Source organism: Nocardia sp. NBC_00881, from assembly GCF_045207455.1.
Lineage (GTDB): Bacteria > Actinomycetota > Actinomycetes > Mycobacteriales > Mycobacteriaceae > Nocardia.
Genome location: NZ_CP108798.1, coordinates 3,598,543 through 3,612,370, shown reverse-complemented (window position 1 = coordinate 3,612,370; position 13,828 = coordinate 3,598,543). Strand labels below are relative to the sequence as shown.

Genomic DNA, 13,828 nt, shown 5'->3' with positions numbered 1-13,828 from the left:
CAGTTTCGGGCTGGGAACGTGTCGCCCTGGTGAACGCGACTTCGCAACGATGCCAGCCGTCGTTGCGAAGAGTCCTGCGAAAGGGACTTCCGTGTCGGTGCGATGGGCGGTGCCGGGTACCTTAAGCCAATGTTCTCGAAAGTCTTGGTTGCAAACCGTGGCGAGATCGCCATCCGGGCCTTCCGCGCGGCTTACGAACTCGGCATCGGGACGGTGGCCGTGTTCCCCTACGAGGACCGCAATTCGGTTCACCGGCTGAAGGCGGCGGAGTCGTATCAGATCGGCGAGGCGGGCCACCCGGTGCGGGCCTACCTTTCCATCGACGCGATCATCGAGGCGGCCAAGTCGGCGGGTGCGGACGCGGTCTACCCGGGGTACGGCTTCCTTTCGGAGAACCCGGACCTGGCGGCAGCCTGCGCCCGCGAGGGCATCACCTTCATCGGCCCCTCCGCCGAGGTGCTCGAACTCGCGGGTCACAAGGCGCGCGCGATCGAAGCCGCCAAGGCGGCCGGTCTGCCGGTGCTGCGCTCCAGCGCACCGTCGGCGGACGTGGATGAGCTGGTCGCCGCGTCCCGGCAGCTCGAGTACCCGATCTTCGTCAAGGCCGTCGCGGGCGGCGGCGGTCGTGGCATGCGGCGGGTCGCCGATGCCACGCACCTGCGCGAATCGATCGAGGCGGCCTCGCGCGAGGCCGAGTCGGCGTTCGGTGATCCCACCGTGTTTCTGGAACAGGCGGTGGTGAACCCGCGCCACATCGAAGTGCAGATCCTGGCCGACCAGCACGGCAACGTGATGCACCTGTTCGAGCGGGATTGCTCGGTGCAGCGCCGCCACCAGAAGGTGATCGAACTCGCGCCCGCCCCGAACCTGGATCCCGCACTGCGCGCACGTATCTGCGCCGACGCGGTGGCCTTCGCGCGACAGATCGGCTACAGCTGTGCGGGCACCGTCGAATTCCTGCTCGACGAGCGCGGCAACCACGTCTTCATCGAGATGAACCCGCGAATCCAGGTCGAGCACACGGTGACCGAGGAGATCACCGACGTCGACCTGGTGCAGTCGCAGCTGCGGATCGCGGCGGGTGAGACACTCGAGCAACTGGGCCTGAGCCAGGACTCGGTCACGATCCGCGGCGCCGCGCTGCAGTGCCGGATCACCACCGAGGACCCGGCCAACGGATTCCGCCCCGACACCGGGCGCATCACCGCCTACCGGACGCCAGGCGGCGCGGGCATCCGGCTCGACGGCGGTGCGAACCTGGGCGCGGAGATCGGCGCCTACTTCGACTCGATGCTGGTCAAACTCACCTGCCGCGGCCGCGACTTCGGCGCAGCGGTGGCGCGGGCCCGTCGCGCGCTTGCCGAGTTCCGCATCCGCGGCGTGTCCACCAATATCCCGTTTTTGCTCGCGGTACTCGACGATCCCGACTTCAAGGGTGGGCGGGTCACCACCTCGTTCATCGACGAGCGTCCGCAGCTGCTCACCCTGCGCGGCTCCGCCGACCGTGGCACCAAGATCCTCACCTACCTGGCCGACATCACCGTGAACAAGCCGCACGGCGAGCGGCCGACCACGGTGTACCCGCACGACAAGCTGCCACCGATCGATCTGAGCGTGCCGCCGCCGGACGGTTCCCGGCAGCGGCTGCTGCGGCTCGGGCCCGACAGTTTCGCGCAGGCGCTGCGTGAGCAGAAGGCGGTCGGCGTCACCGACACCACCTTCCGCGACGCGCACCAGTCGCTGCTGGCAACCCGGGTCCGCACCAACGGCCTGCTCGGCGTGGCCGGTCACGTCGCGCGGCTCACGCCGGAGCTGCTGTCCATCGAGGCATGGGGCGGCGCGACCTACGACGTGGCGCTGCGGTTCCTCTACGAGGACCCGTGGGAGCGGTTGGCCGCACTGCGCGAGGCGGTGCCGAACATCTGCCTGCAGATGCTGCTGCGTGGCCGCAATACCGTCGGTTACACGCCGTACCCGCGGCAGGTGACCCGCGCGTTCGTCCAGGAAGCAACCGGCACCGGTATCGATATCTTCCGCATCTTCGACGCCCTCAACAACGTCGACCAGATGCGGCCGGCGATCGACGCGGTGCGCGAAACCGGGACGGCCGTCGCCGAAGTCGCGATGAGCTACACCGGCGACCTGGCAAACCCACAGGAGACGCTCTACACGCTCGACTACTACCTCAAACTTGCCGAACAGATCGTCGACGCGGGCGCGCATGTGCTCGCCATCAAGGACATGGCCGGCCTGTTGCGCGCCCCGGCCGCCACCACACTCGTCACCGCTCTGCGCAGCAATTTCGATCTGCCGGTGCATGTGCACACCCACGACACTCCCGGTGGTCAGCTGGCCACCTACCTGGCTGCGTGGCAAGCCGGCGCCGACGCGGTGGACGGCGCCAGCGCCGCGATGGCCGGAACCACCAGCCAACCCGCGCTGTCCGCGATCGTTGCGGCCGCGGCGCACAGTGCGTACGACACCGGCCTGAATCTGCAGAACGTCTGCGATCTGGAGCCGTACTGGGAAGCACTGCGAAAGGTGTACGCGCCCTTCGAATCCGGGCTGCCCGCGCCCACCGGCCGGGTGTATACCCACGAGATCCCGGGCGGCCAGCTGTCGAATCTGCGCCAGCAGGCCATCGCCCTCGGCCTCGGCGACCGATTCGAGGAGGTGGAGGCGAAATACGCTGCGGCGGACCGGCTTCTGGGCCGTCTGGTGAAGGTCACACCGTCTTCCAAGGTCGTCGGCGACTTGGCGCTGGCGCTGGTCGGTACCGGTGTCGACATCGAGAACTTCGCCACCGACCCGGGTCGCTACGACATCCCCGATTCCGTCATCGGTTTCCTGCGTGGCGAACTCGGCACACCTGCGGGCGGCTGGCCCGAGCCGTTCCGTAGCAAGGCGCTGGCCGGGCGCGGATCGGCGAAACCAGAGACCGCGCTGACGCCCGAGGACGAGGCGGGGCTCGCTGGTACCTCGGAGGAACGGCGCGGGACGCTGAACCGGCTGCTCTTCCCGGCGCCCACGGCCGAATTCCTCGCGCACCGGGAGAAGTACGGTGACACCTCCGGGCTGTCGGCGAACCAGTTCCTCTACGGTTTGCGCCGCGGCGAGGAACATCGGGTGCAGTTGGAAAAGGGAGTCACCCTGCTCATCGGCCTGGAGGCCATCTCGGAGCCGGACGAGCGCGGCATGCGCACCGTGATGTGCATCCTGAACGGGCAGCTGCGTCCGGTCGCCGTGCGGGACCGGTCCATCGCCAGCGACATCCCGGCCGCGGAGAAAGCCGACAAGGCCAACGCGGGCCACATCGCCGCTCCCTTCGCCGGAGTCGTGACCCTTGCTGTCTCCGAAGGCGATCCGGTCGCCGCAGGTGACACTATCGGCACCATCGAAGCCATGAAAATGGAAGCCGCCATCACCGCACCCCGCTCGGGTGTCGTCGGTCGCGTCGCGATCGGTCCCGTACAGCAGGTCGAGGGCGGCGACCTACTCATCGAGCTGGCCGTGCGCGAGTCTTCCGCCGAATGACGCGGATCGTCGCCGGGGCGGCAGGCGGGCGCCGCCTTCGGGTACCGCCCTCCGGCACCCGTCCGACCTCCGACCGGGTGCGGGAGGCGCTGTTCAGCGCCTTGGATGCCCGGTTGGATTTCGCGGGCGCGCGTGTGCTCGACCTGTACGCGGGCTCCGGTGCGCTCGGCTTGGAGGCGCTCTCGCGCGGCGCCGAGCACGCGCTGCTCGTCGAGTCCGACCGCAAGGCGGCCGCCGTCGTGCGCGGGAATATCGCCGACCTCGGACTGCCCGGTGCGCAGCTGCGGGTCGCGGCGGTGGCGAGCGCGCTGGAAACGGGCGGGGCGGGCGCCTTCGACCTGGTCTTCTCCGATCCGCCCTACGCGGTGGAGAACGCGGCGGTGCTGGCTGACTTGCACGCGCTGGCCGAGCGCGGTTGGCTGCGTCCCGGCGCCCTCGTCGTGCTGGAGAGGTCGGTGCGTTCACCCGAAATCGACTGGCCCGCAGGCTTCATCCCGGCCAAGTCGCGCCGGTACGGCGAGACCCGCATCGATCTCGCGCAGTTCGAGCCGTCCGCTGCAACGGGTCCGGCCACCGCTGCGGCACCGCCGCGGTCCTGCTAGCGTCGGGCCATGGCAGGAGCAATGTGCCCCGGGTCTTTCGACCCCGTGACCTACGGACACCTCGACGTCTTCAATCGGGCCGCCGCCCAGTTCGACGAGGTCGTCATCACCGTCATGATCAACAAGAACAAGCAGGGCATGTTCAGCGTCGAGGAGCGCATGCAGATGCTGCGGGAGTCGACCGCGCACCTGGTCAACGTGCGGGTGGAGTCCTGGTACGGCCTGCTCGTCGACTTCGCGCGGGAGCAGGGCATCACCGCCATCGTGAAGGGCCTGCGCGACGCGGGCGATTTCGGCTACGAGCTGCAGATGGCGCAGATGAACAAGAAGCTCTCCGGCGTGGACACCTTCTTCATCGCCACCAACCCGTCCTTCAGCTTCCTGTCCAGCTCGCTGGTCAAAGAGGTCGCGACCTTCGGCGGCGACGTCACCGACATGCTGCCCCCTTCCGTGCACAAGCGCCTACTCGAGCGCCTCGCCGAGCGCACTAGCTGACAGCTCTCCCATCCGCGGACCGTAGCGCTACACAACGACTGCTCGTCGCGCAACTATTGCTCGCTACTCAACTCTTTGATCTCATCCGCAACAAGTGATCTCAGAAGCACATGGGTAACTCGTCGGGCACGCCCAGAACTGGAGTGGCACCAAACGCAGGACCTGAGCGCAAATCCCGCGCCACCTCACTAGTACGGCCTAAAGACCCGGAGAGGCGGATCAGCACAGCTAGAAGACCAAGCCGCGCAGGGCCAGGAAGCGCATGCCGCCCACCGCGGCGGTGATGGCCAGGATCGCGACGGCCTGGGCGGTGTCCCCGAGGCCCGGCGCCCACACGCCGAGGGCGGCCAGTGCCGCGGTCGTGATGGCGAGGCCGAGCAGCGCCAGTCCGCCGCCCTCCCATTGGGCGGTGAACCAGCCGACCCTGCCCGCGGCGTGGAAGGTGAGTTGGCGGTGCAGTTCGTTCGCGATCATGGTGCTGACGAGCGAGCCGATGACGTTGGCCAACAACGGCCCAGTGCTGTGCATGGCGAAGAACAGCAGGACGTAGGCGACGTTGCTGGACCCGCCGACCAGTGCGAAGCGGATCAGCTGGGCGAAGGCACGATCGCCGCGCAGATAGTGCGTCCACTGCTCGAACTTGGCCGCGACCGGTTTCGTCGGCAGCGCGGGATACAGGCCGCCGGACGGCACGAAGAAGCTGGTGGTGCTCACTCCTGCCGGTCGCGGCAGTTCCAGAACAGTCATCGTCTTTCCGATCGAACACGAGCTTTCAGAGGGACAACAGCGACGGTCATCGCTTTGCTTTCCGCCGGCATCTGATAAGTTTTGTCGAGTTCAGTATGTACTGAACAATCAAAACATGTCAACGCTCGCGGACGTCATCCATCCCTTGGGCTTCCTCAATCCGCGGCCCCGGTGGGTCCGCGGTCCGTGTCGAAGGTCTTGTTTCGTGACCTTCCAGACGAATGTAACACGAAGCGGAGAGGTAGTCTCCACTTGTTTTCTGTGGCGTGGAAGACACCGTCACGACACACCGGAGGATGACTCGGCACAGGCCGTGACGAGGGGCACACTGGGCCTCGGCGGAGAGTTTTCGCCGTGAGTCAGCAGGAGGGTAGTGAGCATGTATCGCGTATTCGAAGCACTCGACGAGCTGGTCGCCATCGTCGAAGAGGCGCGCGGCATCCCGCCGACCCGCAGCTGCATTGTGCCGAGAGGTGACGTGCTCGAACTGCTCGACGACGTCCGTGATGCGCTGCCCGGCGAACTCGATGACGCCCAGGACGTGCTCGACCATCGGGACAAGATCGTCTCCGATGCCAGGGCCTCGGCCGAGACCACGGTGAGCGGCGCCAACCAACAGGCGGAGCACGCCATCGGCTCGGCCCGTGAGGAGGCCGACCGTATCCTCGCCGATGCCAAGGCGCACGCCGACCGGATGGTCGCCGAGGCGAGCGCGCATGCCGACCATCTGGTCGCCACGGCGCAGCTGGACGCCGATCGTGTGGTGGCCGACGGTAACGCCGAATACGAGGAGGCGACCGGTCGGGCACGCGCCGAATCGGAGCGAATGATCGAGGCGGGCAAGGCCACCTACGAGCGCGCGGTCGCCGACGGCCTCGCCGAGCAGGAGCGGCTGGTCTCGCAGACCGAGGTTGTGCGCGCCGCGCACGCGGAATCGGCAAAGGTGATCGACGCCGCGCATGCGGAAGCCGACCGGCTGCGTGAGGAGTGCGACCACTACGTGGACGGCCGACTGGCCGACTTCGAGGAGACGCTCAGCAGTGCGCTGCGCACGGTCGGGCGGGGGCGCCACCAGCTGCGTACCGGTGCGGGTGCGCCGGACTACGCGACCGAATATCGCAGGTGAGCGGCATGGTGCGTGACCGGTCCGGTTTGAGCGATGGACGCGTGCTCGCGTATTGTTGAGTGGTTGCCCATTTCCCCTCGATCGTGAGTGAGTTCGTGATGCCCGCCGGTTCCGGTTCCACGTCGCGTTCCCGTTCGGCTCAGCGCCGTACACCGGACGCGGCTTTCGTGCTGGACACCCGCAGCCTCGGCCGCAGGCCGGGGACCATGCGGGAACTGCGCCGCACCCTCACCACGAAGGAGCGAATCGGGCTCGATCTGATCGCCGTCCCAGCGGGCGCACAGGTGGAGCTCGACCTGCAGTTGCAGGCCGTATCCGAAGGTGTGCTGGTCACCGGAACGGTGTCCGCGCCGACCGAGGGCGAGTGCTCACGCTGTCTGGAGCCGTTCACCGGCGACGTAAGCCTGTACATCACCGAGTTGTTCGCCTACCCGGACAGCGCCACCGAGCAGACCACCGAGGACGACGAGGTCTACCGGATGGTCGACGACACCATCGACCTCGAACCGGTTGTGGTGGACGCGGTCGGTCTCGAGCTGCCGCTGCAACCCCTCTGCACGCCGGACTGTGCCGGATTGTGCCCGGAATGCGGTGTACGGGTGGCGATTGCGGGATCCGACCACGGGCATGAGATACTTGACCCTCGCTGGGCCGGACTGGCTGAGTTCGCCACCGGATCGCCCGGCAGCGGCAGCCCCGACGAGGGTGCGGCCGACCCAGACCACTGAGCAAGACCGATCAGCCCAATGGCGAGCAAATAGGACAGAGGAGAAGTAGTCGTGGCCGTTCCCAAGCGCCGGATGTCCCGTTCCAACACCAGGTCGCGGCGCAGCCAGTGGAAGGCCACCGCGCCGACCCTGATCACCTGCCCGAACCGCGCCTGTGGCGAGAAGACCCTGCCGCACATCGCCTGCCCATCATGCGGCACCTACAAGGGCCGCCAGGTCACCGCGGCGGTCTGATCGTTCGATCTGTCGTATCGACGTGACCGACGAACCCGGCTCGTCCGGTGAACATGCGAGCCTGCTCGCGGCGCTAGGCGTCGACGTGCGGCCGGATCTGCTGCGCCTCGCGCTGACACATCGGTCGTACGCGTACGAGAACGGTGGTCTGCCGACCAACGAGCGCCTCGAGTTCCTCGGCGATTCCGTGCTCGGTCTGAGCATTACCGAGCGGCTGTATCACGAGCACCCCTCGAAGTCCGAGGGTGAGCTGGCCAAGCTGCGCGCGAGCGTGGTGAACATGCGCGCGCTCGCCGAGGTCGCCCGTGGTCTCGGCGCGGGCGGTCTCGGTGTGCACCTGTTGCTCGGCAAGGGCGAGGAACTCACCGGCGGCCGTGACAAGGAGAGCATCCTCGCCGACGGCATGGAGTCGCTGCTCGGTGCCGTGCATCTGCAGCACGGCATCGAGGTGGCCCGCACCGTGGTGCTGCGACTGTTTGCCGAATTACTCGAGCGAGGGCCCCGCATGGGCGCTGGCCTGGACTGGAAGACCAGCCTGCAGGAATTGACTGCCGAGCGCGGTCTCGGCGTGCCCAGCTACGAGATCACCTCGACCGGGCCCGACCACGACAAGGAATTCACCGCGACCACGGTGGTCGGCGGCCTGGCCTACGGGCAGGGCGTCGGCCGGTCCAAGAAGGAAGCCGAGCAGAAGGCCGCGGGTGCCGCCTACGAGGCGCTGACCGCCGAAGCCTGACGTGCCGGAACTTCCCGAGGTCGAGGTGGTTCGGCGTGGCCTTGCCGAGCATGTGGTGGGTCGTGTCGTCCAATCGGTGGCGATCACCCATCCCCGGTCGGTGCGCCGCCATCTCGAAGGTGCCGCCGATCTCGCCGCGCGGCTGACCGGCCTGAAGGTCGAGTCGGCCGAACGGCGCGGCAAATTCCTGTGGCTGACCTTCGACGACCCCGAGGCCGCCTTGGTGGTGCATCTAGGGATGAGCGGCCAGATGCTGGTCCAGCCCGCCGACGCGCCGCTGGAGAAGCACGCGCACATCCGCGCCACCCTCAGCGACGGCACCCAGCTGCGTTTCGTCGACCAGCGCACCTTCGGTGGCTGGGCACTCGCGCCGCTGGTCGAGGTGGACGGCGCCCTGGTGCCCGAACCGGTTGCCCACATCGCCCGCGATCCGCTGGACCCGTGTTTCGACGTCGAATCCGCGGTCGCGGCTGTCCGTGGCAAGCAGAGCGAGATCAAGCGCGTACTGCTCGACCAGAGTGTGGTCTCGGGCATTGGCAATATCTATGCCGACGAGTCGCTGTGGTGCGCCGAGATCCATGGCGGCCGTCCCGCTTCGGGGCTGTCCCGGCCCGTCGTGCGCGGCCTGCTCGCCGCGGTGCGCGAGGTGATGAGCGCGGCGCTCGCCGCGGGCGGCACCTCCTTCGACGCGCTCTACGTGAACGTCAACGGCCAGTCCGGCTACTTCGAGCGCTCGCTTGCCGTCTACGGCCGCGAGAACGAGCCGTGCCGCCGCTGCGGCGCGCCGATCACGCGGGAGCGGTTCATGAACCGCTCGTCCTACTACTGTCCACGCTGCCAGCCGAAGCCTCGCCGCCGCTAGCGTGAGCGAGCTACCGTTTCTTCGAGGGCGGTTCGGATGTCGGCCGACCGTGAGGAAGGAAGCATGCGAAAGCTCACCTATTACGTCGCCTCGACCATTGATGGATTCATCGCCACCGAGGAGGGCTCGGTCGACTTCTTCCCGGTGGGCGGGGATCACGGTCCAGCGATCACCGCGCAATACCCGGAAACCCTCCCCACCAAGGTGCGGGAGGCGATCGGGGTCGACCAGCACAATCGCTATTTCGACACGGTGCTGATGGGCCGCAAGACGCATGATTTCGGGGTGCGCACCGGCACCTCGAGCCCCTACGCCCATCTGAAGCAGTACGTGGTCTCCACTACCCTGCCCGAGAGCCCCGATCCGGCGGTGGAGCTGATCGCCGAGGACCCGGTCGGGAAGGTCTGCGAGCTCAAGCGGGAGACCGGGCTCGGCATCTGGCTGTGTGGCGGTGGTGAACTGGCGCAGGTGTTGCTCCCGGAGATCGATCAGATCTTCCTCAAGCTGTATCCGATCGTGCTCGGCCATGGGCGAGCGCTGTTCGGCAACGGGCCGCGGCTGCCGGAGGCGGCCACGTTCCGGGTGATCACCAGCAGGGTGTTCGAGGACGGGGTGGCCTTCATGAAGTACAGCCGGATCCGCTAGCCCGGTGGACGGACACGTTCCGAGCGGGGAGCCGAGCCCGGGCGCGGCGCCGGGACCGGTCGAGGCATTGCGGGAAATCGGCTTCTGGTTGGAACGTTCCCGGGCGGAGACCCATCGGGTCAAGGCGTACCGGCGCGCCGCCGACATCGTCGCCGAGCTGACGGGCGACGAGCGTGCGGCGCACCGGAGGGCGCGTAGCTGGCGCGAGATCGCGGGCATCGGGCCCAAGACCGCCGCTGTCATCGAGCAGGCGTACGACGGTTCGGTGCCACGGTATCTGACCGAGCTGAGGCGCGCGGCTCAGCCGATCGGCGTGCCCGGCAAGCCGTTGCGCGCGCGGCTGCGCGGCGATCTGCACACCCACTCGAACTGGTCCGACGGCGGAAGTCCGATCGAGGAGATGATGCGTGTCGCGGCCGCCCTCGGGCACGAATACTGTGCTCTGACCGATCATTCCCCGCGGCTGACCGTCGCCAACGGACTGTCCGCCGACCGGCTGCGCAAGCAGCTGGACGTGGTCGCCGAACTCAACGAGCGGATGGCGCCGTTTCGGATCCTCACCGGCATCGAGGTGGACATCCTCGGAAACGGCGCCCTCGACCAGGCGGCTGATCTGCTGGCGGAGCTGGATGTCGTGGTGGCGAGCGTGCATTCGCACCTGCGCGACGACAGCGCGACGATGACCGAGCGAATGGTGCACGCGGTCGCCGACCCCAACGTCGACGTGCTCGGCCACTGCACCGGCCGCCTGGTGGAAGGCAGCCGCGGCACCCGGCCGGAGTCGACGTTCGACGCCGAAGTGGTGTTCGAGGCGTGCCGTGCCTACGGCACCGCTGTCGAGATCAACAGCAGACCCGAACGACGCGATCCGCCTGCACGATTGCTGCGGTTGGCTGTCGAGATGGGCTGTCACTTCGCCATCGACACCGACGCGCACGCTCCCGGCCAGCTCGACTGGCAAGGCTACGGCTGTGAGCGCGCGGTCGCGAACGGCGTTGCGCCCGAACGGGTGATCAATACCTGGCCGCTGGAGAACCTGCTGGCCTGGACTCGTAGCCCCGGGGCGTGACCGTTGGGTTAACGGTTGCCGAACAGTTGGGTCGCAGGTGTGCTGGATGTCGATCGCCCTCGAGAATGGGGGCTGTACGGATTTCTCGGGGAGTGGGATCAACTGGTGGGCGACCTTCCGCTGGAAATCGTTCTGGCACTGATCGGCATCGCCGTGCCGATCGCCGCCTTTCTGTGGGAGTTCGTCCTCGCGGGCCGCAGGCGGCTCGGGTATCGGGTGCAGATGGATACGCCGGTCACCGGTGAGATCGCCTCAGTTTTCCCCGGCGTGCTCCCACAGTTGCGTCCCTCGCTCGACGGCGCGAGCCCGGACCTGAAGGACATCTCCGTCGTCCTGGTGCGCATCGAGAACAGCGGCGTCACGACGATCGACTCCCAGGACTACAAGGCGCCAGAAGCCGCCAGGGTCGGACTGCACCTACGGTTCCCGCAGCGCAGGGTGATCGGTATGGCGGTGACCGAGCTGAGTGATCCGGCGCTCGCCGACAACCTGGATACGGACTCCGGCATCGCGGTGCGCGAGGACATCGGCGGGCACGTCGGCGTGATCGATCTGCCCAAAGTACCGCTGGGCCCTGCCGAGCACTACAAGATCCTTGCCATCCTGCAACGCTCCGAAGGATCGGGGGACTATGCGCCACCGGTGCTGCGCGGGGGAGTCAAGGGTGGTCGGGTCATCGAAACTCGCAGCCGCACCGGCGTTTCCCGCATGATGTTGGTGCTCACGGTGTTTCTGGTGACGGTGATCGTCGTTCAGCTCGTGGTGGCCGCGCTGGAGCCGTCGCCGACGCCGTTGGAGTGTGCCTCGGGGAAACTGGCTGTGGTCGGGTCCTCGGCGTTCGGCCCGGTGGTCCGAGAGGCCGCCGACCAGTACCAGAAGCGATGCACCGGTGCGGAATTCACGTTCGCCTTCGAGGGGACCGAGCGCGGTCTGGACCGGCTCGCCGAGGAAGGCGCGGGCAACCCGGGGCTGCTCGCGATCAGCGACGGGTCGAAGGGTAGTGGGTATCCGACGCTGGTGTACCGTCCGCTCGCACTGTCGCTGTTCACCATGATCATCCATCCCGGCGTCGGCGTCCGCAGTCTCACCGTGGCCCAGATTCAGGATCTCTACCTGGGTAGGATCGGCAACTGGCGTGAGGTGGGCGGCCCGGACCTGCCGGTCGTGCTGGTCGATCGCATTCCGGGATCGGGTTCGCGAAATACTTTCGAACGCAGGCTGCTCGACGGCAGGCAGCCCGATCGCCCGCACGTGAGCTGCACGGCGCTCAAGGGCACGGTCACTACCGAGGCCGCGCACTGCGACGTGCGAGTGACCGCGGATATGCGCAAGGCGATGGTCGAAATACCGGGCGCCATCGGCTATTCGGAATTCTCCGAGGCGATCGAAGCGGGCCTGCCCACCGTCGCGATCGACGCCGCCGGCGCGGGTCGCGACGCGGTCGTGCGGCGCACGTACCCGTTCTGGGGCGTCGAATATGCCTACAGCAACGGTGAACTGCCCGGCGACTCGCTCGCCGCGAGCTTCCTGCACTTCCTGATTGATCAGGTCGGCAAGGATGTGCTGCGGGCGCACGGCAACGCGCCGTGCGCCGATCTGCCCGACCCGGGACGTTGTCTGCCCGACTCGTGAATGTCACATCCACGCGCGCTCGGCTACATGGAGCGGTCACGAAGTTCGGTGCGCATGGCGTCGCCGACGGGTTTCGGCCCAGGCCGGGAAAGCACTGCGACAAGGGCACCCATGCCGGTCTTCTCGTAGGCACCGCGATGATCGACCTCTGCAGCCGCTGCGGATTCGGCCCGGCGTGGACCGAGCCCGCGCGGTCGGCCCGTGACCGGTCCGGCCCACCGATCTGTCGGTGGTCTCCGGGAAGATGGGCGCATGACGGAACTATCGCTGCGCGAGCTGAATCGGACGCTGCTGGTCCGCCAGAAACTGGTGGAGCGGGTCGCGCTGACCCCGTTCGAGCTCGTCCGGCACCTGGTCGCCGTGCAGGGTCAGGAGCCCAACTGGCCCTACGTCGGCCTGTGGACCAGGCTCGCTCAATTCCGGCACGACGACTTGGCCGCGCTCCTGCGTGACCGTAAGCTGGTTCGCTCCACCATGCTCCGCCGCACCGTGCATCTGGCGGACGGTGCGGACTTCCGGTGGTTGCGTCCGACGGTGCAGCCGGTCGTCGACGCCGCACTGAAGGCGCCCTACTACCGCGACGAGATCGACGGCGTCGACTTGGACGAGCTCGGGGCGGCCGGCCGTGAGCTGCTGGCCGGACAGCGTCTCAGCCGCGGCGATCTGGGCAAGTTGCTCGCCGTGCGTTTCCCGGACCGGCATACCCGCAGGCTGGCCGAAACTGTGGAGCTACTTGTCCCGATGGTGCACGGCCCGGAGACGGGCGCCTGGGGGCGATGGCGTAATCGGTCTGTGACGGTCGGTCTGGCGGAGGAATGGCTCGCCGCGCCGATGGCTGCCGCGCCGCGGCCGGAGACTCTGGTGCTGCGCTACCTGGCCGCGTTCGGCCCCGCCACGGTCGCCGACATGCAGGCGTGGGCGGGTATCACCCGGCTGGCCGAGGTCGTCGACGAGATACGCACGCGGCTGCGGGTGTTCACCGACGATCAGCATCGTGTGCTGTTCGACCTACCCGACGCACCCTTGGCGGAGCCGGAACTACCGGTGCCCGTGCGCTTCTTGCCCGCCTTCGACAACGCGCTGCTCGGCCATAAGGACCGCCGCCGGATCATCAGCGAGGAAGACCGCCGACGCATCGCCAAGGAAGCCTCCGCGGGCGTGCCGATGTATCTGGTCGATGGCTTCGTGCACGGTCGTTGGTCGATCGATGATGCCACTCTGCGTGTCATCCCGTGGCATCCGCTGTCCGCGTCCGACGAGGCGGCGCTGCGCGCCGAAGCGGAGGATTTGCTGTCGTTCGTCGCCGCGGGCCGGGACGGCACGGTCGTCATCGAGGACTGAGCGTCCGATCCGGTGAACCCGTCAATCGGACGAAACGCGAGTAGCTGGAGGTATGCTGACGGACGCATCTTTCGCAA

Annotated in this window: 13 protein-coding genes; 12 read left to right on the top strand and 1 reads right to left on the bottom strand. The window is 67.7% G+C overall.

Going from position 1 to position 13,828, the window contains the following annotated elements:
* The first annotated feature begins 129 nt into the window (after window positions 1–129).
* The 3 genes from OH799_RS15030 to coaD are packed head-to-tail and all read left to right on the top strand — an operon-like array spanning window position 130 to window position 4,631.
* Window positions 130–3,534: a pyruvate carboxylase gene (locus OH799_RS15030; protein ID WP_406280662.1), complete on the top strand. Its 3,405-nt coding sequence runs from the start codon at window positions 130–132 to the stop codon at window positions 3,532–3,534.
* Entirely contained in the window at window positions 3,531–4,136 is a 606-nt protein-coding gene (gene rsmD / locus OH799_RS15025; protein ID WP_406280660.1) for a 16S rRNA (guanine(966)-N(2))-methyltransferase RsmD, read from the top strand. The genes OH799_RS15030 and rsmD overlap by 4 nt, the downstream gene beginning before the upstream one ends.
* Window positions 4,137–4,145: 9 nt before the next feature.
* On the top strand, window positions 4,146–4,631 hold the full coding sequence (coaD, locus tag OH799_RS15020; protein WP_406280658.1) for a pantetheine-phosphate adenylyltransferase: 486 nt from the start codon (window positions 4,146–4,148) through the stop codon (window positions 4,629–4,631).
* 228 nt (window positions 4,632–4,859) lie between these two features.
* Here the strand turns inward: coaD and OH799_RS15015 are convergent, their stop codons facing one another.
* A complete protein-coding gene (locus tag OH799_RS15015; RefSeq protein WP_406280656.1) occupies window positions 4,860–5,378 on the bottom strand; it encodes a GtrA family protein in 519 nt (172 codons plus the stop codon).
* 379 nt (window positions 5,379–5,757) lie between these two features.
* Here OH799_RS15015 and OH799_RS15010 point away from each other — a divergent pair, with 379 nt between their 5' ends.
* From OH799_RS15010 to OH799_RS14970, 9 genes are all read left to right on the top strand, one after another.
* Window positions 5,758–6,504 carry a DivIVA domain-containing protein gene (locus OH799_RS15010; RefSeq protein ID WP_406282132.1) on the top strand — a complete coding sequence of 249 codons (747 nt, stop codon included), beginning with the start codon at window positions 5,758–5,760 and terminating at the stop codon, window positions 6,502–6,504.
* Window positions 6,505–6,602: 98 nt separating this feature from the next.
* Window positions 6,603–7,232, top strand: coding sequence for a YceD family protein (locus OH799_RS15005; RefSeq protein WP_406282129.1), 630 nt, complete (start codon window positions 6,603–6,605; stop codon window positions 7,230–7,232).
* Between the two features lie 51 nt (window positions 7,233–7,283).
* A complete protein-coding gene (gene rpmF, locus OH799_RS15000) occupies window positions 7,284–7,466 on the top strand; it encodes a 50S ribosomal protein L32 (RefSeq protein ID WP_014987105.1) in 183 nt (60 codons plus the stop codon).
* A 22-nt stretch (window positions 7,467–7,488) separates the two neighbouring features.
* Window positions 7,489–8,202 (top strand): ribonuclease III, encoded by a 714-nt coding sequence (gene rnc / locus OH799_RS14995; protein WP_406280654.1) that lies wholly within the window; start codon window positions 7,489–7,491, stop codon window positions 8,200–8,202.
* 1 nt (window position 8,203) lies between these two features.
* Complete coding sequence (mutM, locus tag OH799_RS14990) at window positions 8,204–9,064, top strand: bifunctional DNA-formamidopyrimidine glycosylase/DNA-(apurinic or apyrimidinic site) lyase (protein WP_406280652.1); 861 nt, start codon at window positions 8,204–8,206, stop codon at window positions 9,062–9,064.
* 63 nt (window positions 9,065–9,127) lie between these two features.
* Window positions 9,128–9,709 carry a dihydrofolate reductase family protein gene (locus tag OH799_RS14985; protein WP_406280650.1) on the top strand — a complete coding sequence of 194 codons (582 nt, stop codon included), beginning with the start codon at window positions 9,128–9,130 and terminating at the stop codon, window positions 9,707–9,709.
* A 4-nt stretch (window positions 9,710–9,713) separates the two neighbouring features.
* On the top strand, window positions 9,714–10,778 hold the full coding sequence (locus OH799_RS14980) for a PHP domain-containing protein (RefSeq protein WP_406280648.1): 1,065 nt from the start codon (window positions 9,714–9,716) through the stop codon (window positions 10,776–10,778).
* 15 nt (window positions 10,779–10,793) lie between these two features.
* Window positions 10,794–12,410 (top strand): PstS family phosphate ABC transporter substrate-binding protein, encoded by a 1,617-nt coding sequence (locus OH799_RS14975; protein ID WP_406280646.1) that lies wholly within the window; start codon window positions 10,794–10,796, stop codon window positions 12,408–12,410.
* Between the two features lie 252 nt (window positions 12,411–12,662).
* Window positions 12,663–13,751, top strand: coding sequence for a winged helix DNA-binding domain-containing protein (locus tag OH799_RS14970; protein WP_406280644.1), 1,089 nt, complete (start codon window positions 12,663–12,665; stop codon window positions 13,749–13,751).
* Window positions 13,752–13,828 lie beyond the last annotated feature (77 nt).

Excerpts from the sequence above, each read along its gene's own strand:
- OH799_RS15030 (WP_406280662.1), top strand. The coding sequence starts at position 130 with ATGTTCTCGAAAGTCTTGGTTGCAAACCGTGGCGAGATCGCCATCCGG.
- OH799_RS15015 (WP_406280656.1), bottom strand. The coding sequence starts at position 5,378 with ATGACTGTTCTGGAACTGCCGCGACCGGCAGGAGTGAGCACCACCAGC.
- rsmD (WP_406280660.1), top strand. The coding sequence starts at position 3,531 with ATGACGCGGATCGTCGCCGGGGCGGCAGGCGGGCGCCGCCTTCGGGTA.
- OH799_RS15005 (WP_406282129.1), top strand. The coding sequence starts at position 6,603 with ATGCCCGCCGGTTCCGGTTCCACGTCGCGTTCCCGTTCGGCTCAGCGC.
- OH799_RS14970 (WP_406280644.1), top strand. The coding sequence starts at position 12,663 with ATGACGGAACTATCGCTGCGCGAGCTGAATCGGACGCTGCTGGTCCGC.
- OH799_RS15010 (WP_406282132.1), top strand. The coding sequence starts at position 5,758 with ATGTATCGCGTATTCGAAGCACTCGACGAGCTGGTCGCCATCGTCGAA.
- OH799_RS14985 (WP_406280650.1), top strand. The coding sequence starts at position 9,128 with ATGCGAAAGCTCACCTATTACGTCGCCTCGACCATTGATGGATTCATC.
- coaD (WP_406280658.1), top strand. The coding sequence starts at position 4,146 with ATGGCAGGAGCAATGTGCCCCGGGTCTTTCGACCCCGTGACCTACGGA.